This window comes from Nocardioides luteus, from assembly GCF_014648595.1.
Lineage (GTDB): Bacteria > Actinomycetota > Actinomycetes > Propionibacteriales > Nocardioidaceae > Nocardioides > Nocardioides luteus.
Window position 1 is genome coordinate 86,632 of record NZ_BMRK01000009.1, and the last position, 17,928, is coordinate 104,559.

Consider the following 17,928-nt stretch of genomic DNA (forward strand, 5'->3'; position numbering starts at 1 on the left):
GATTGTGATTTCGGGACTCGGTATCCACGCCCTGCGTTTCCCGCACACCTATCAGCGGAACTACGCAAGGATGGTTCGCTGTGAAGTACGCCGATCCTGGTCGCTGCCCCGACTGCCGGGAGTCCTTCGAGCCCGGCACCAGCCCCTGCCCCCACTGCGGGCTGCCGCTGGAGAACGCCGTCGCCCAAGAGCTCTACGGGACGCTGCTGCGGGCCGACGTACTGATGACCCGGTTGCGCTCGATCCGGGAGGAGGCCGACCGGGCCGCACGGGCGGTCCCGCCGCCCGCACCGCCTCCGCTCGCGCCCGTCGGCGCGCCGCCGGTGGCTCCCCCGCAGATCCAGCCCGAACCGGGCGCACCGGTCGAACCCGTCGCCACGCCACTCGCCGAGCCGGCGGCGCCGGTGGCCGCGCCCGCGCCGTTCCCCGGCGCTCCCGCGCCCAGGCGCGCGCCGATCACGGTGCCGCTGATCCTGGTCGGCGTCGGCGTGCTCTTCCTGCTGGTCGCCGGCGTCGTCTTCCTCGCGGTCGCCTGGGCCGCGATGGGCGTCGGCGGCCGCACCACGATGCTGCTCGTCTTCACCGCGCTCTTCACGGTCGGCGGCGCGGTGCTGATGCGTCTCCAGCTCCGCGCCGGCACCGAAGGCGTCTGGACGCTCGCACTAGGACTGATAGCGCTCGACCTGGCCGGCATGAAGTACGCCGGCTGGCTCGGTGACGTCGAGTGGGACCGCGGCTTCCTGGTCATCGTCGGTGTCGCCGTCTTCCTGGCCGGCACCGCGATGTCGCTGATCGCCTCGCGCAGCGAGAACCTCACCGCGGTGATCGGGCCGCAGGTGGCGGCCTCGGTCGGCGTGCTCACCGCCCTGGCCGGACTCGAGCTCATCTCCGACCTGATCTGGTTCCCGCTGGTCGCCACGATCATCGCGCTCGTCGTGGTGATCGTCGCCAGCAAGACCGACCTGCAGGCGCTCACCCTCGGCGCGATGATCGTGATGGCGGGCTTCTGGCTGCTGCTCCTCGTACGCGGCCTGGCCGACCCCGCGCTGACCGGCCGCGAGCTGCTTCTCGGCGGCACCCTCCCGCTGCTGCTGGGCGCCGCCGCGGTGCTGACGATCGTGGCGCTGCTCTTCCCGCTCCCCAAGGACGCGAAGGTCGCGATGGTCGGCGGCTCGCTCCTGATCGCCGCCTACACCTTCACCCAGCCCGCGCTCGACGACGGCACGGTCACGCTCACCATCGTCGCCGTGGTGGTCACGCTGATCGCCGCGGCCGCGCTGATGCTGCTCCCCCGGCCCTGGCGCTGGGCCGCGGCCGCGCTCAGCCCCTACGCCGTCAGCCTGGCCTGCGCCGTCCTCGTCCTCGCCACCTCGGCCGCCGTCCGGCTCGCGGCCGAGCCGTGGACCGAGTCGGCGTTCGCGCCGATCGACGGCCCCGAGTCGCTGCTGCCGGGATGGCTCACGCTGCCGGCGCTGGTCGCCATCGACGCCCTCGGCACCGTCTGGTTCTACCGGGCCAACCCGCCCGCCTTCCGCTCCTACCGGGAGACGGTCTACTGGATCCTCTTCGCCAGCGGCCTCTCCGGGCTCGCCGTCACGATCGCCTGCTACGACGCGCCGCTGCTGTTCCCGGCGCTGCTGCTGCTCGGCGTCGCGATCGCGCTGGCGTGGACGGCCGAGCGCTGGCCGCGGCTGCTGGCCGCCGGCATCTTCGGCCTGGCCGCGCTCGGCGCCGCGCTGCCCAGCGACCTGCTCACCGTGGTCGTGGCGCTCGCGCTGGCCGGGGTGGCTGCGTACGCCGGTCGGGGTCTGCTCGGCGCCGAGCGCGAGGTGACCGCCAGCTACTCGGTCGCGATGCTCACGCTCGGCTCCTGGTCGCTCGCGCCGCTGATCGACGTGGAGCGGCAGTGGGCCGCGTGCGCGATCGTCACCGGACTCGGCCTGATCACCCTCTTCCGCTTCCGCGCCTCGGGCTGGTGGGCGGCCGCGACCTGCGCCGCGATCTCGATCGGGATCGGCGCCGTCGACGTCACCTGGGCGGCGATCATGCTGACCATCGCCACCGTCCTGGCCGCCGCGATCGGTATCCACCATCGTCAGCCTCCCGCGCTGGCCGTGGCGGGCACCGTCGGGCTCGGCGCAGCCACGGCCGCCGTCCTCACCGACGACGTGCTGGCTCTGGTCGTGACCATCATCCTCACCGCCCTCGCGGTGCTCGTCGACCGCGTGCAGACCGGCAACACCCGGGAGGTCGCGACCTCCTACTGGATCCTCGCGCTCACCGCCGCCGTCTGGCAGGCCGCCCGCCTGGCCGACGTCGAGCGGCCCTACACAGCGGCCGTGGTCCTGCTCGGGCTGGGCGTCATCGTGCTCGTCCGCCGCCGCCCCTCCACCGAGGCGGCCGCCGCAGCGGGCGGGATCGTGTCGATCGTGCTGGGCGCGTTCGACGACTCCTGGGCGCTGGACACCGACTGGCTGGCGATCCTCCTGCTGATCGCCGGCGTCATGTGCATCGCGACCGTCCTTCGCCACGAGTCCCAGCAGTCCGGTCCGCGGCTCACGATCGCCGGCCTGCTCGGCCTCGGCTCGCTCGGCGCTGCCTTCAACAACGACCTGCTGGCGCTGGTGGTGGCCGGGGTGCTCACCGCGGCAGCCGTCGCCGTCGACCGGCTCGCCTGGGAGCAGCAGACCAAGACGGTCACCGCTCCCTACTGGGTCGTCACACTGACCGCGTTCTGCTGGATGTTCGCCAACCTCACCGAGATCGCGCAGCCGCACGCCGCAGCCGGGATCATCGTCATCCTCACCGCGGTCACCGTCCTGCGGTTGCTGCCGTCGGCCGAGATCACCGCCGCGATCGCAGCGACGATCACGATCCTCGTCGGCACGATCGAGTTCGGCACCGTCGACTTCGGCCTGCGCGGTCCCACGACCACCGAGTCGGGCCGGGTCGACGTGCTCTGGCTGAGCATCCTGCTCATCCTCGGCGCGGTCGCCGTCTCCATCCACGCGATCGCCCACGAGGAGCGTCGCTGGCTCGGCTGGGTCGGGCTCGGTCTCGGTACCATCGCGCTCTGGATCCGGCTGGCCAACACCTCGGTCGCGATCTGGGAGCCCTACACGCTGCCGCCCGCGATCGTGCTGGTCGTCTACGGCGTGATCAAGCTCCGCCTCGACCGCGACGTCGCCTCGCTGCCGGTGCTCGGGCCGGGCGTCTTTTTGGCGCTCGTCCCGTCCGTCCCGGCGGCGCTCCAGGACCCGGTCTCGATGCGCACCGCGCTTCTCGGTCTCGCCTGCCTGGCCTTCATCATCGGCGGTGCCGGGCTGCGCTGGGCCGCACCGCTGGTCGGCGGCGCCCTGGTCGCCTCCGTGCTCGCGCTGGCGCAGATGCCGTCGGCTCACGCGCTGCAGCAGTGGTGGGTCCTCGGCGCGGCCGGTCTCCTGCTGCTCTTCCTCGGCATCACCTGGGAGGCGCGACTCCACGACCTGCGCCGCGCCACCGCCTATGTCAGGGGGTTGCGTTAGGGCTCTGCCCGTGGGCCCGGAAGACTGGAGTCGATGTTCCCCGAATTCCAGATCGTACGTCGCCAGCGCCCCGTCACGATCGCGGTCGATTCCACCAGCTCCTCCCGGCCCGCGGCCAACGCCGCGATCGAGGCGGCCTGCGACGGCCCGGTCTCGCTGAGCCTCTCCTCGGGCGGGGACGTGCTCACCGGGAGGTACGACGGGCGGCGGGTGTGGCTCGAGACGACTGTCGGGTCGCGGCGTACGTCCCACGCCAGCCGGCGCCACGGCGTCGTCGAGCGCGGCAGCAGGCGTAGGGTCAGACGCTTCGCGCTGACCCTCACCGGGACGATGCTGACCGCGCTGACCTGCGCGGACGGCGACTGGGTCGCGCGAGCCCGGGTCGACCTCTCCGAGGTCGGCGTGGAGCCGCGGGCGGAGAGCTGGCTCGCCGGCCTGAGCATGAGTCACGACGGCGCGGCCTCGGACGTGCGCACCGGCGCCTTCGGACAGCTCGGGCTGCGCGACATCCGGGTGGTGACGTACGCCGACGGCTCGCCGTTCCACGACGCCGACGGCACCGTGCTGCTCACCGCCACCAGCGCCGGGCCCGGCTTCTTCCCCACTGCGCACACCTCGGTATGGGCGCTCGACCCGGTGACGTACGACCTCGTCCACCGAGGCGCGCTCTACTTCCGCCGCGACGGGCTGGTCTACGGCGACCACGCGACCCATCTGATGCGCGACGGCGACGAGTGGGTCGTCACGACGAGCACCTGGGCGGGGTTCAAGGCGCCGGACGAGACCGACCCGAGCAAGCCGTGGACGCCGGTCGGGGTCGCGATCGCCCGCTCACGGGCAGATCTGACCCGTGGCGAGCACGTCCTCGACGCGACCCCGCTCGAGCTGCCCACGGACGGGCCCGGCGTCGAGCAGTGCCCGTCGGTCGGCGTCTGGGACCCCCACCTCGTGCGCCACGACGGTGAGTGGCTGGTCGGCTACGTGAGCGCGAAGAAGTACTTCGACTTCCACCCGATGCTCGCCGGCGGACCGAGTCTGGACGCGCTGACCCTGCGGGCAGCGCGTACCGACCGGACAGCCACCGAGGGCACCACGCTCGTCCCGCTGGGCGGCACGGTCGTGGTCGGGGCCAGCGACGGACGGGACAACCCACGTCACGTCCGCGCTCGCTACCCGGTCTTCGATCTGGACCTCGAGGAGGTCGCAGAGCTCCGGTCGGAGTACGTCTCGAACCTCCCGTGGCCCACGCTGATCCCTGTCGGGAACGAGTGGTTGCACGTCGCCTTCGACGGCACGCCGCACGGCGGCCGGCTACCGGGTTATGGCACCCACGGTGAGGTCGTCCTGAGCCGATCGGTCAAGGCTTGATCGGTCCGAGGAGATGTCGACCAAGGCGTCACCGCTCTGGTCGACAGCCCCTTAGTCGCGCGAGGATCCCGCGTCGTAGTCCGACCAGTCGTCGTAGTCGTCCGGCATCGGATCCGACTTCTGACTGGTGTCGTCATCACCATGAAGTTCGCGCGCAAGGGCCCCGAAGTCCGTCTCATAGGTCCGGTACTTCAGGTCGCGTGCGACCTTCGTCTGCTTGGCTTTCGCTCGGCCGCGCCCCATAGGGTCCAGCCCCCTCGTCGCACTTGGCCGGGATAGTCCCGGGCTGTTCACAGGTTTCTCGTAAGGGCAACGCTACCGGTTCATGCCAAGATTCCGCACGCCGGGGTGTCGAAAATGCGTTCGCTAGGAGCGAATGTTACTGAGGTCACACGATTCCGAGCCTGTTCTCGCTCGTCATCCCCCGTTCACCTCGCCGTCGGATCGAGGCGTCCGACGGTTGTCCTGACACCCATAGCGTCCCTGCCGATCTCGGGAGATCCGACAAACGCGTCTGAACGGAAGTGCCGTGACCGAACTGAGCGACCCCCGCACCGACCACGCCTGTCCCTCGTGCAGCGACCAGCCCGACGACCTGAGTGGTGACGCGGCCGCGCGCCGCAAGCTGCTGCCCATGGCCGGCCACACCCGTGGGAAGCGCAGCGCGGTGACCTGTGCCCTCAAGTGCGACAGCGCCTGCGCGAAGCCCGTCCCGAACACCTCCGAGAACGGCTACTTCCGTGACATCGCGAGCAGCGCGCTCAGCCGCCGCCGCGCCCTCGGGCTCGCCGGGGCCGGTGCGTTCGCGCTCGCGGTCGGTGGCAGCGGCCTGGCGGCTGCCACCCCTGGCCACGGTCCCGGCCACGGTTCCGGACACGGACACGGCCCCGGCGGACGTACGAACCTGCCGTTCCGGCCGATCTCCCCGGTCGCCGCCACCGAGGACACCTTCGTCGTACCGCAGGGTTACACCTGGGAGCCGATCATCCGCTGGGGCGACCCGATCCTGCCGGGAGGCGTGCCGTTCGACGCGAGCGACCAGAGCGCCGAGAAGCAGGCGCTGGCCTTCGGCTACAACAACGACTACACCGACGTCATCGTGACGAACCGCGCCGGCACGAAGGCGCTGCTGTGCTGCAACCACGAGTACGTCAACCCCGCGATCATGTTCCCGCCCGACCTCGACGCCGCCGAGCAGCTGAGGATCGCGATGGCCGCTCACGGGTTCGCGATCGTCGAGCTCGAGCGCTCGAGGCCCGGTGAACGGTGGCGCTACGTCCCCTCGGCCCCCAAGAACCGCCGCATCACCGCCTCCACCCCGTTCCGGCTCACCGGCCCGGCCGCCGGCAGCGACCTGCTCAGGACCGCGGCCGACCCGACCGGCACCGTGGTGCTCGGCACCATCGGCAACTGCTCCGGCGGCACCACCCCGTGGGGCACGATCCTGTCCGGCGAGGAGAACTTCAACGGCTACTTCCGCGCCGACGGCTCCACGCCGGAGAACAAGCGCTACGGCCTGAGCGAGGGTGAGTCGACGTACGGCTGGGAGGCCATCGAGCCGCGGTTCGACGCGCGTACGGCCGACTACGCCAACGAGCCGAACCGGTTCGGCTACATCGTCGAGATCGACCCGACCGACCCCACCTCGACGCCTCGCAAGCACACCTCGCTGGGCCGGCTGAAGCACGAGGGCGCGAACGTCGTCGTCGCCAAGAACGGCCATGTGGTCGCCTACACCGGTGACGACGAGCGGTTCGACTACCTCTACAAGTTCGTGTCCAAGGGACGCTATGACAAGCGCGACCGGCGCCGGAACCTCGACCTGCTCACCGAGGGCGACCTCTACGTGGCGCGCTTCCACGGCGACTCCCCCGCATCCCAGATCGACGGCACCGGCACGCTCCCGCGCGACGGCCGGTTCGACGGCTACGGCCAGTGGATCCCGCTGGTGAGGAACGGTCGCAGCAAGGTGGCAGGGATGAGCGTCGAGGAGGTGCTCGTCTTCACCCGTCTCGCCGCCGACAGGGCCGGCGCCACCAAGATGGACCGCTGCGAGGACGTCCAGCCGTCACCGACGACCGGCAAGGTGTACGTCGCCTGCACCAACAACTCCCAGCGCGGCACCAGCGGTAGGGCCGGCGTCGACGAGGCCAACCCGCGCACCGAGAACAAGGACGGCCACATCGTCGAGATCGTCGAGGACGACGGCGACCACACCTCCCGAGTCTTCCGGTGGAACCTCGTGATCGTCGCCGGCGACCCGGCCGCCGAGGGCACCTACTTCGCCGGCTACCCGAAGGAGAAGGTCTCCCCCATCTCCTGCCCCGACAACCTGGCCTTCGACTCCGAGGGCAACCTGTGGATCTCCACCGACGGCCAGCCCAGCTCGATCCAGAAGTGCGACGGGCTCTTCAAGGTGCCGCTCGAGGGTCGCGAGCGCGGCCACGTCCAGCAGTTCCTCTCCGTCCCGCGCGACGCCGAGACCTGTGGTCCGGTCGTCCACGACCGCGACGGCTCCATCTTCGTCGCCGTCCAGCACCCCGGCGAGGACGGCACCTGGGACGCGCAGCGCTCCCGTTTTCCTGACTATGTCGAGGGCCGGGCACGCGTCGGCGAGTTCGCTGGTCCGCGGCCGGCGGTGGTCCAGGTGCTCAGGGGCTGATCACAGCAGTCACATCAGCCCCATGAATACCCGGTTGACCGGGAAAACTTGGACTTGACGGGCACTGAAACACCCGACAAGTACAGGGATACCCGGTCGACCGGGTATCCCTGGCCTGGGCCCCAGCGGGCCCAACCTCACCAGCCCGCGTACGCCCCGGTGAGCTCGACCTTGCCGCCAGGAGCGTCGGTGACCTCACCAGCGGCCCAGGCGCGGATGTCGTAGCCGGCGAGGATGCGGACGGCCTCGTCGACGTCGTCGGGGGCGATCAGGGCGACCATGCCGACGCCGCAGTTGAGGGTCATCTCCAGGTCGGGCAGGTCGATGGAGCCGGTGCGGCGGACCAGGTCGAAGATCGGGGACGGGGTCCAGGTGGTGCGGTCGATGCGGGCGGAGAGCTCGGCCGGCATGACCCGCTCCAGGTTCGCGGCCAGGCCGCCACCGGTGACGTGGGACATCGCGTGGGTCTTCGTCCCGCGTGCCAGCTCGAGGCAGGCCTTGGCGTAGACGCGGGTCGGGGTGAGGAGCTCCTCGCCGAGAGTGTGGCCGAGCTCGGAGACCTGCTGGTCGAGCGTGTAGGCGCCGGAGTTGAGCAGCACGTGGCGGACCAGGGAGTAGCCGTTGGAGTGCAGGCCGGAGGCCTCCATCGCGAGGACGACGTCGCCGGCCTCGACCCGGTCGGAGCCGAGCAGGCCGTCGGCCTCGACGACGCCGGTGGCGGCGCCGGCCACGTCGTACTCGTCGGCGGCCAGCAGGCCCGGGTGCTCGGCGGTCTCGCCGCCGACCAGCGCGCAGCCGGCCTCGACGCAGGCCTCGGCGATGCCCTTGACGATCGCGGCGACCCGTTCGGGGACGACCTTGCCGGTGGCGATGTAGTCGGTCATGAAGAGCGGCTCGGCGCCGCAGACGACGAGGTCGTCGACGACCATGCCGACCAGGTCGAAGCCGATCGTGTCGTGCTTGTCCATCGCCTGCGCGATCGCGACCTTGGTGCCGACACCGTCGGTGGAGGTGGCCAGCAGCGGGCGCTCGTAGGCCTTCAGGGCCGAAGCGTCGAAGAGACCGGCGAAGCCGCCGACCCCGCCGAGCACCTCAGGGCGTCGGGACTTCTCGATCCAGACCTTCATCAGATCCACGGCGCGGTCACCGGCGTGGATGTCGACACCTGCTGCGGCGTAAGCGTTGGCCGAGGCGGTTTCGGGGGTCTGGCTCACTGGTGGATCTCCGATCACGGGTTGTTCAGGACCGGCAGGGCCTTGCCCGCGGTCGGGGACTGCAGCGAGACCTCGAGGAGGTGCTTGCCGAGCATGCTCTGGTCGGGCAGCTCCACGGGGTACTCACCGGTGAAGCAGGCGGTGCACAGCGTGGAGGGGTCCTGGTCGGTCGCCGAGATCATCCCGTCGAGCGAGATGTAGCCCAGCGAGTCGGCACCGACGGAGGAGGCGATCTCCTCGACGTCGAGGCCATTGGCGATCAGCTCGGCGCGGGTCGCGAAGTCGATGCCGTAGAAGCACGGCCACTTCACAGGCGGGCTGGAGATGCGTACGTGGACCTCCAGCGCACCCGCCTCGCGCAGCATCCGCACCTGCGCACGCTGGGTGTTGCCGCGCACGATCGAGTCGTCGACGACGACGATCTTCTTGCCGCGCACCATGTGCTCGAGCACGTTGAGCTTGAGCCGGATGCCGAGCTGGCGCAGCGTCTGGGACGGCTGGATGAAGGTGCGGCCGACGTAGGAGTTCTTCACGAACGCCTGGCCGAAGGGCAGGCCGCTCTCCAGCGCGTAGCCGGTCGCGGCGGGGATGCCGGACTCGGGCACCGGGATGACCAGGTCGGCCTCGACCGGGTATTCACGAGCGAGCTCGCGCCCCATCTGGACGCGGGACTCGTGCACGTTGCGGCCGGCGATGTTGGCATCGGGGCGGGCCAGGTAGACGTACTCGAAGACGCAGCCCTTGCGGTCGGCCTCGGCGAAGCGCGCCGAGCGCAGGCCGGACTCGTCGATGATGATCATCTCGCCGGGCTCGACCTCGCGGACGACGCTCGCGCCGACGGTGGCCAGCGCGGAGTCCTCCGAGGCGATCACCCAGCCGCGGTCGAGACGGCCCAGCACCAGCGGGCGGATGCCCTGCGGGTCGCGGGCGGCGAAGAGCGTGTCCTCGTTCATCCACACCAGCGAGAAGGCGCCGCGGATCGTCGGCAGCACCTCCAGCGCACGCGCCTCCAGCGAGGAGTCGGGGTGGTAGGCGAGCAGCTCGGTCAGCAGCGAGGTGTCGTTGGTCGACACCGGCGCGTGCTTGCCCTCGGAGTGCTCAGGGAGCTCCTCGACGGCCGAGCGCATCTCGGAGACGTTGATCAGGTTGCCGTTGTGGCCCAGGGCGACCGAGCCGTCCGGGGTGGGCTTGAAGATCGGCTGCGCGTTCTCCCACACCGAGGCACCGGTGGTGGAGTAACGGGCGTGACCGACGGCGACGTGGCCCTTGAGCGACTCGAGGGTCGGCTCGTCGAAGACCTGACTGACCAGACCCATGTCCTTGTAGACCAGGATCTGCCGACCGTTGCTGACCGCGATACCCGCCGACTCCTGGCCGCGGTGCTGGAGGGCGTACAGGCCGAAGTACGTCAGCTTGGCGACGTCCTCGCCCGGTGCCCACACACCGAAGACTCCACAGTGGTCCTGGGGACCCTGGTCGTGGGGGTCGAGGGCGGCGGTGAGCCGGCCGTCGCCGCCCTTGCGTCGGGACACGTGCCTACCTGAGCTGGTGAGGTTGACCACGGCACCGAGTGTAAGGGCCGACTCTGACGATCTCCGAACCCTTGACCGCCCTGCGAAAGTGGAAACATGAACGTCTGGGGATCATGAATGCAAAGAACTATCCACGTCTGCCCTACCGCCCGGGACCGGATTCCCGGATAATCGCCCCGATGACTTCTCCAGCGCCCAAGCCTGCCGGCGGGCACCGACTGACGGTGCCGCCGGGTTTCGCCCCACCACCGTTGGGCGGGAAGCGCGCCAGAAGCGACCTCACCACGACGATGACGACGATCACCACGGATCTGGCCGAGATCGGAGGCCTGCTCACCCCGGGTGAGGATCTCTCCGACCTCCAGCTGATCGCCGACAGCCTGACCGCGCTGGCCGGCTTCGAGATGGCCACGATCAGCGTCGCCCGCGCCGACGGCCACCTGCACATGGTGGTCGTCTCCGGCCAGGACTCCGCCCGCGCCGACCTGCTCGGCACCGTCACCCCGATCGAGCAGCTCGAGGCCGACCTCGCGCGCGCGGACGACTGGGGCATCTTCAAGTTCGTGCCGGCCGAGCGGCTGAAGTCGCCCGCCGACGCGTACGGCTGGGTGCCGTCGATGGAGTCCTCCGGCGCCGCCGGCGCCTGGAACCCGCTCGACCTCCTGGTCGCGCCCCTGCGTGACGACAGCGGCAGGCTCCGCGGCACCCTGATGGTCGACATCCCGACCGACGGCCTGCGGCCCAGCCGCGACAAGCGCGCCGTCCTGGGTCGTCACGCGGTGCAGGCCCAGCGCGCGATCCTGCTCGCCCTGGAGCGCGAGGAGCTCTCCGAGCAGGTACGCCTCGCCGAGGCCGCCCGCGACGTGATCCGCCGCGCCGGGCGCGAGCTCGACCCCGACGAGATCCTCAACTCGCTGAGCACCGGGCTGGTCGACGTGCTCGACCTGACCGACTTCTGGCTGCACATGTCCCGCCCCAGCGGCCGCGGCATCCGCACCAAGGTCTACCGCGAGGACTTCAAGCTCCCGATCGAGGACCTGACAAACCTGCAGTTCATGGTCGACTACGGCCGCTACCTGTGGGAGCAGCGCAGCATCACCGTGCAGACCCCCGACGGCCCCGAGCGGCTGCCCCACCCCGATCCCGAGGCGCAGCGGCTGATGACCGAGTGGGTGCGCCACCACAAGATCGGCTCGCTCGTCGGCGTACCGATCGGGTCCGGCCAGACGTGGTACGGCGCGATGATCCTCGGCCGCGGCCCCGACAAGCCCCACTGGAGCGAGCTCGAGCTGATCACCGCGGCCGACCTCGGCCGCGACTTCGGCCGCGTGGTCCACAACTCGCGCGCCTACCTGCGCCAGAAGGCGGCGGTCGACTCGCTGCGCGAGCTCGAGGCCCACAAGAGCCGGCTGATCGCGACGGTCGCCCACGAGCTGAAGAACCCGCTCTCGGCGTTCCGGTGGAACATCGAGTCGTTGCCCTACGCGGAGTCCGAGGAGGAGTACTCCGAGGTCCTCTCGGCGCTCACCCGCAACCGTGACCGCACCGAGAAGATCGTCGCCGACTTGGCGATGCTCTCGAAGGTCTCCGATCCCGACCATCTGCCCAACACGGTGCCGATCCAGGTCTCGCAGGTGCTGGAGGAGGTCCACAAGGAGCTCCTCGCCGAGATGCCCAGCAACGACACCCACGAGCTCGTCTTCGAGATGCCGGACGACGACGTCCGGGTGACGATGGCGCCGGGCGACCTCGACCGGGTCGTGATCAACCTGGTCACCAACGCGATCAAGTACAGCCCCGAGGGCGGTCAGGTCATCGTGAGCACGCGCACCAGCCCCGGCTGGTTCGAGCTCCGGGTGACCGACCAGGGTCTCGGCATCTCGCCCGAGGACCAGGAACGCCTCTTCACCGAGTTCTTCCGCTCCACCAACCCCACCGCCCTCAAACAACCTGGCACCGGACTTGGTCTGACGATCGTGTCGCGCATCATCAGCCGACGTGGTGGACTGATATCAGTTGACTCGACACCTGGCGAGGGAAGCACGTTCCGTGTGACGCTTCCCATTGTTTGACGAAGATTGTTCGACCAGGCACCGGTAACGGGTCGCATTTTTTCATCTCGGCGGAGAGCTCATGACCAGTACGCCCTCACGGGAACCGGACGTGCCAGACGGCGCCTCCGAGGCGTACCCGACCCCTGACCCGGGTCTGCAGCTCATCGCCGAAGGCGTCACCGAGCTGGTCGGCTTCGGGGCCGCGGTCATCAACATCCGTCGTGGCGACGAGTTCGAGATCGTCGCTGCCTACGGTGACGAGACCGGCCACACCGTCGAGGGCGAGATGACCGTCGCCGAGATGCTCGGCACCCGGTTCCCGGTCTCGGTCGTCACCGAGCTCCTGGAGATGTCGCTGGACTGGGGTGACATCAAGTTCATCCCCCACGAGCGCAACACCATCGGTGAGGCGGAGGGCTACTGGGTCGCCGACACCGACGAGGACATCATGAAGGGGTCCCAGGACTGGCACCGGCTCGACGAGCTGCTGGCCCCCTTCTACGACGACGCCGGCGAGCTCGTCGGCGTGCTCTCGATCGACCGCCCTACCAACGGCCGCCGGCCTGGTCGCCGACAGCAGCGGATCCTCAACCGCTTCGCCCGACAGGCGCGGCGCGCCGTGCTGCTGACCCTGCAGCGCGAATACCTCGAGGAGCGGGCCAACAACCTCCTCGAGGCGCAGAGCTTCCTGCGCGAGGCCAACTCCCAGCTCGGGTTCACCGCGGTGCTCGAGGCGACCCAGGAGGCGATGAGCCGAGGTCTCGACGCGGACGGCCTCTACGTGCAGGCGCGGGACGGCATGGGCGGCAACGTCTGGTACGCCTCGCCCGGCCTGCGGTGGAGCGCCGACGACTACGCCGGCACGGGCATACAGTCCTACCAGAGCACCCGGCTGTGGAACGAGGGTCTGCACCGCATCATCAACCGCGACATCCTCCGCCACACGATCCTCCACGACAAGAGTCCGGACCAGCGCAAGTTCGCGCAGCTCGGCATCGACTTCCTCGACGCCGTCGAGGCCGACTCGCTCCTGGTCGTGCCGATCGGCGTCGAGACCACCGCGCTGGGTCACCTGGTGCTGCTGCGTGGGGCGGGACGACCCCGCTGGACCGACGCCGAGGGACGCCTCGCGATGGAGTTCGGCCGCGACTTCGGCCGCATCGTGCTCACCTCCAACGCCTACACCCAGGAGCGCGACCTCGCCCAGCGGCTCGCGACCGCCGACAAGGTGCACAGCCGGCTGATCGAGTCGGTCGCCCAGGAGCTGCACAACCCGCTCACCGCTCTCACCACCGGCATCGACGCGATCCGCCACGAGGACCGCGGCTCGACCACCTGGTTCCAGCAGGTCGGCAACCTGATCAGCAGGTCCGACCAGCTGGTCGCGATGGTCGACGACCTGCTCCTCTTCTCCCGCTTCTCCGACCCGTCCTCGCGCCCGACCCTGGCGGTCGTCGACCTGACCTCGCTGCTGCAGGAGATCTTCGAGCAGAGGACGTACGAGGCGGAGAAGCGTGGCATCGAGGTGACCATCGACGTGCCGAACCACGGTGTCCACGTGCTCGGCGACCGCAGCGAGATCAAGGCGGCGATCCTGCGGCTGGTCGACAACGCGCTGGTCTACACCCACCGCGGTGGCCACGTGCGGCTCTACATCGTGGAGAGCGCGAGCGAGGCGGCGATCTCGGTGACCGACAACGGTGTCGGCATCCCGGCGGGCGAGCAGCGCCAGGTCTTCCACGAGTTCTACCGCGGCACCAGCCAGGCGATCGGCGGCCGGAAGGGTGTCGGGCTGGGGCTCAGCATCGTCGACCGGGTCGCCAAACGCCACGACGGCCGCGTGACGCTGCGCTCCGAGCCCGGCACCGGCACCCGGGTCTCGATGGTGCTCCCGCTGTCCAACGACGCGGCCTCGCTCGGTTAACCGAACGTCACAATCTGGTCGAGACGGTGGCCTACGCCTGCACAGGATGCGTGTTTCGTGCAACACTCCGTGGTGCCCAGGTCCTCAGGACTGCCACGACGTTGCAACACCCCCTGACCGACCTAATCGAGAGCAAGGATGCCCCCACCACAGTCAGTCGATGCGATCGACGTGCCGCAGAGCACGCCGAGCAAGACGTCGCTGCCGGTGGACCCTGCTCTGCAGATGATCGCCGAGGGCATCTGCGAGCTGCTCGGCTTCGGCATCGCCGCGATCAACGTCGTCCGCGGTGACGAGGTGGAGATGGTCGCCGTCCACGGCTTCACCAGCGGCCTGAACGCTCACGGCCAGCGCGAGACCGCCGAGGAGATCCTCGGCACCCGATGGCCCCTCTCCGACATGCAGGGCAACCTCTCCCGCGGGGAGAACTGGGGCGCCTGGCGGTTCATCCCGCACGAGCGGGTCAATCTCCACGAGGGCAGCTGGGTCTCGACGACCAACATGATCGACGCCCCCGACGCCTGGCACCCCCACGACATGCTGCTCGCGCCGATCATCGGCGAGGACGGGTCGATCAAGGGCTGTCTCTCCGTCGACATGCCGATCAGCGGTCGTCGTCCCGACTTCACCCAGCGGCGTGTGCTCAACCGGTTCGCGAAGCGTGCCCAGCGGGTCGTGCTCGGCTATCTCGAGCGCGAGCGCCTCTACGAGCGCGCCGCCAACCTGGAGACCGCCAAGGAGTTCCTGCGCGACGCCAGTTCCAAGCTCAGCCTCGCCGACGTGCTCGACGCCAGCCACGACTCGCTGATCCGCGGTCTGGGCGCCGACGGCATCTGGATGGCGACCAAGGGACCCCACAACGAGATGGTCGTGCACGCGACCCCGGGCCTCAACTGGGACCCCGACCCGGGCCTGGCTTCGCTCACCTCACGCAACTCGTCCCGCTACTGGGCCGAGGGCACCTACTCGATCATGAGCCGCCAGCAGATCGTGGAGTCCGCGGAGTGGAGCGAGCAGGCGGCCGTCGCCGAGAAGTTCTTCGAGACCCTGGGCGCCGACAGCGCGCTGGTCGTGCCGGTGGGCGCCGACCACGAGTGGCTCGGCCACATCGTCCTCCTGCGCTCCCCCGGCAGGCCCAGCTGGACCGACGCGGAGGGTCGCCTGGCGATGGAGCTGGGCCGTGACTTCGGCCGGATAGTGCTCACCGCCAACGCCTACACCCAGGAGCGCGACCTCGCCCAGCAGCTCGCCGACGCCGACCGCGAGCGCAACCGGCTCATCGAGGCGGTCGCGCGCGAGCTTCGCATCCCGGTCAACGCGCTCGGCACCTCGCTCAACGCGCTGGGTGCGGAGAAGCCCAACACGCTGCCGTGGATCGTGCAGGTGGAGACGCTCACCGTACGCAGCGCCCAGATCGAGGGCATCGTCAGCGACCTGCTGCTGCTCTCCCGGATCCGCGACCCAGCAAACGCTCCGGGCGAGACCACCATCGAGGTCTCCGAGATGCTTCACGACGTGCTCGACGAGCTCGATCCCGACGCCGCTCAGAAGGACATCGAGTGCGTCCTGACGACCCCTACCGGGCCGGCGTACGTCGTCGCCGACCCGCGCGAGCTGCGCGCCGCCTTCCTCCACCTGGTGAAGAACGCGCTGACCTACAGCTACCGGGGCTCGCGGGTGCAGGTGATGCTCTACAGCGCCGGCGCCGAGGTCACGATCATCATCGCCGACACCGGCGTCGGCATCTCCGACGAGGAGCAGGAAGAGGTCTTCAAGCCGTTCTTCCGGGGCTCCAACTCCGCGCTGGGCGGTTCACGCGGGGCCGGTCTCGGCCTGACGCTGGTCGATCAGATCATCACCAACCGCCACAACGGGCTGGTCGAGCTCGACTCCAGCCCGGGCGAGGGCACCCGGGTCGTGCTCACGATGTACAGCGCGTAACCACCCGGGTGCCGGTCGCGGTCAGCGGCTACCGAGCTTCTGAAGCAACAGCGCCTCGGCGACGACGACGCGCCGGAACTCGGCGAGGTGGAGACCCTCGTTGGCGCCGTGGGCGCGGGTGTCGGGGTCCTCGACGCCGGTGACCAGCACGCTCGCCTGCGGGAACGCCTCGAGGAACTCCGCGATGAACGGGATCGAGCCGCCCACGCCCATGTCGATCGGGGCGGTGCCGTCCCAGGCCTCGGTGAAGGCGGCGCGAGCCGCGTCGTAGGCCGGGCCGGTCGCGTCCAGGGCGATCGGCTCACCGGTGTCGACGACCTTGGTGGCCAGCTGGGCGCCCCACGGGACGTGCTTCTCCAGGTGCTTGGTGAGGGCGGCGACGGCGTTCTCACCGGTGTCGCCCGGGGCGATCCGGATGGTCACCTTGGCGCGGGCCGCGGGCGAGAGGGTGTTGGAGGCGCCGTCGACCTTGGGCGCGTCCAGGCCGGTGATGGTGATCGCCGGCTGGGTCCACATCCGCTCGACGGCGCTGCCCTTGCCGACCCAGTGCAGGCCGTCGATGGCGCCGGACTCGGCGCGGAGCCGGTCCTCGGGGTAGTCGACGTCGGCGGCCGGACCGGAGACGAGCCCCTCGACCGCGGGCGCGCCGTCCTCGTCCCAGAGGGTGTTGAGGAGGCGTACGAGCGCCATGATCGCGTCGGGGGCCAGACCGCCCCACATGCCGGAGTGGACCGCGTGGCCCAGGGTGCGGAGCTCGACGTCGACGCGGATGAGGCCGCGCAGCGAGGTGGTCAGCGCCGGGACGCCGATGTCCCAGTTGCCGGAGTCGGCGATGACGATGACGTCGGCCTTCAGCCGGTCCTGGTACTTCTCGAGCAGCTGCGGCAGGGTCGCCGAAGCCACCTCCTCCTCACCCTCGATGAAGAGGCGGACGGTCACCGGGAGGTCGTCGCCCAGCGCGCGGACGGCACCGATGTGGGCGGCGATGCCGGCCTTGTCGTCGGCCGCGCCGCGACCGTAGAGCCGGTCACCCACCTCGGTGGGCTCGAACGGCGGGGTGTCCCAGTCGGCGTGGTCGTTCTCCGGCTGCACGTCGTGGTGGGCGTAGAGCAGCACCGTCGGGGCGCCCTCCGGCCCCTTCTTCTCGCCGACGATCGCCGGCGGCGCACCGTCGAAGGCGCGCACGATCTCCACCTCGAAGCCCTCGGCCGCGAAGAGGTCGCGGGTCTTCTCCGCGCTCTTCTCGACCTCGCTCAGCCTCGCGGGGTCCGCGCTCACGGACTCGATCCGCACCAGCTCCTCGAGGTCCTTGCGGATCCCGGGGAAGAGGTCGTCTACACGAGATTTGATGTCTTCGGTGGAGAGGGTCATGGGGTGAGATTACAAGCAGGCCGTCGCCGCTGAAGGTCCGCGGTCCGCTGCCGACCCCCGCTGGTCGAGCCGCCGGAGCTTCTGGGCCGAGCCGTGTCGGAACCAGCACAGCTTCATCGAGCGGCGAATGGACTGTGTTGGTCTCGACACGCTCGGTCGTGGCCGGCCTCCCGGCTCGACCAGCGGATGCTCAGACGGCCTCGCGGCTCAAACTGCTGGGGATCTTTCGTTCGAGGGGTCTCGACAGGCTCGACCTCCGGATCCCCCGCTGGTCGAGCCGCCGGAGCCCCTGGGCGGAGGCGCGTCGAGACCAACACAGTCGATTCGAGCGCGACAGG

General features: G+C 70.1%; 10 protein-coding genes. 6 read left to right on the forward strand and 4 right to left on the reverse strand.

What is annotated here, in order from left to right; all coding sequences use genetic code 11:
- Window positions 1-80: 80 nt before the first annotated feature.
- Together IEY81_RS13015 and IEY81_RS13020 are read left to right on the forward strand one after the other, a co-directional pair.
- Complete coding sequence (locus IEY81_RS13015; RefSeq protein ID WP_189118901.1) at window positions 81-3,524, forward strand: SCO7613 C-terminal domain-containing membrane protein; 3,444 nt, start codon at window positions 81-83, stop codon at window positions 3,522-3,524.
- Between the two features lie 33 nt (window positions 3,525-3,557).
- Window positions 3,558-4,892, forward strand: coding sequence for a hypothetical protein (locus tag IEY81_RS13020; protein ID WP_189118902.1), 1,335 nt, complete (start codon window positions 3,558-3,560; stop codon window positions 4,890-4,892).
- Between the two features lie 51 nt (window positions 4,893-4,943).
- Here IEY81_RS13020 and IEY81_RS13025 read toward each other — a convergent pair whose 3' ends face one another.
- Window positions 4,944-5,135, reverse strand: a complete 192-nt coding sequence (locus IEY81_RS13025; RefSeq protein WP_189118903.1) for a DUF3073 domain-containing protein — start codon at window positions 5,133-5,135, stop codon at window positions 4,944-4,946.
- Window positions 5,136-5,421: 286 nt separating this feature from the next.
- Here IEY81_RS13025 and IEY81_RS13030 point away from each other — a divergent pair, with 286 nt between their 5' ends.
- Entirely contained in the window at window positions 5,422-7,554 is a 2,133-nt protein-coding gene (locus IEY81_RS13030) for a PhoX family protein (protein ID WP_229787810.1), read from the forward strand.
- Window positions 7,555-7,691: 137 nt separating this feature from the next.
- Here IEY81_RS13030 and purM read toward each other — a convergent pair whose 3' ends face one another.
- Entirely contained in the window at window positions 7,692-8,768 is a 1,077-nt protein-coding gene (gene purM / locus IEY81_RS13035; RefSeq protein ID WP_229787812.1) for a phosphoribosylformylglycinamidine cyclo-ligase, read from the reverse strand.
- A gap of 14 nt (window positions 8,769-8,782) precedes the next feature.
- Window positions 8,783-10,300, reverse strand: coding sequence for an amidophosphoribosyltransferase (gene purF / locus IEY81_RS13040; protein WP_189118905.1), 1,518 nt, complete (start codon window positions 10,298-10,300; stop codon window positions 8,783-8,785).
- A 179-nt stretch (window positions 10,301-10,479) separates the two neighbouring features.
- Between purF and IEY81_RS13045 the strand changes: the two genes are divergently transcribed.
- From IEY81_RS13045 to IEY81_RS13055, 3 genes are all read left to right on the forward strand, one after another.
- Window positions 10,480-12,372 carry a GAF domain-containing sensor histidine kinase gene (locus tag IEY81_RS13045; protein ID WP_189118906.1) on the forward strand — a complete coding sequence of 631 codons (1,893 nt, stop codon included), beginning with the start codon at window positions 10,480-10,482 and terminating at the stop codon, window positions 12,370-12,372.
- Between the two features lie 61 nt (window positions 12,373-12,433).
- Complete coding sequence (locus tag IEY81_RS13050) at window positions 12,434-14,278, forward strand: sensor histidine kinase (RefSeq protein WP_189118907.1); 1,845 nt, start codon at window positions 12,434-12,436, stop codon at window positions 14,276-14,278.
- A gap of 171 nt (window positions 14,279-14,449) precedes the next feature.
- Window positions 14,450-16,219 carry a GAF domain-containing sensor histidine kinase gene (locus tag IEY81_RS13055; protein ID WP_189118908.1) on the forward strand — a complete coding sequence of 590 codons (1,770 nt, stop codon included), beginning with the start codon at window positions 14,450-14,452 and terminating at the stop codon, window positions 16,217-16,219.
- A 21-nt stretch (window positions 16,220-16,240) separates the two neighbouring features.
- On the opposite strand, the gene IEY81_RS13060 is transcribed toward IEY81_RS13055, so the two are convergent.
- Complete coding sequence (locus tag IEY81_RS13060; protein WP_189118909.1) at window positions 16,241-17,590, reverse strand: dipeptidase; 1,350 nt, start codon at window positions 17,588-17,590, stop codon at window positions 16,241-16,243.
- Window positions 17,591-17,928 lie beyond the last annotated feature (338 nt).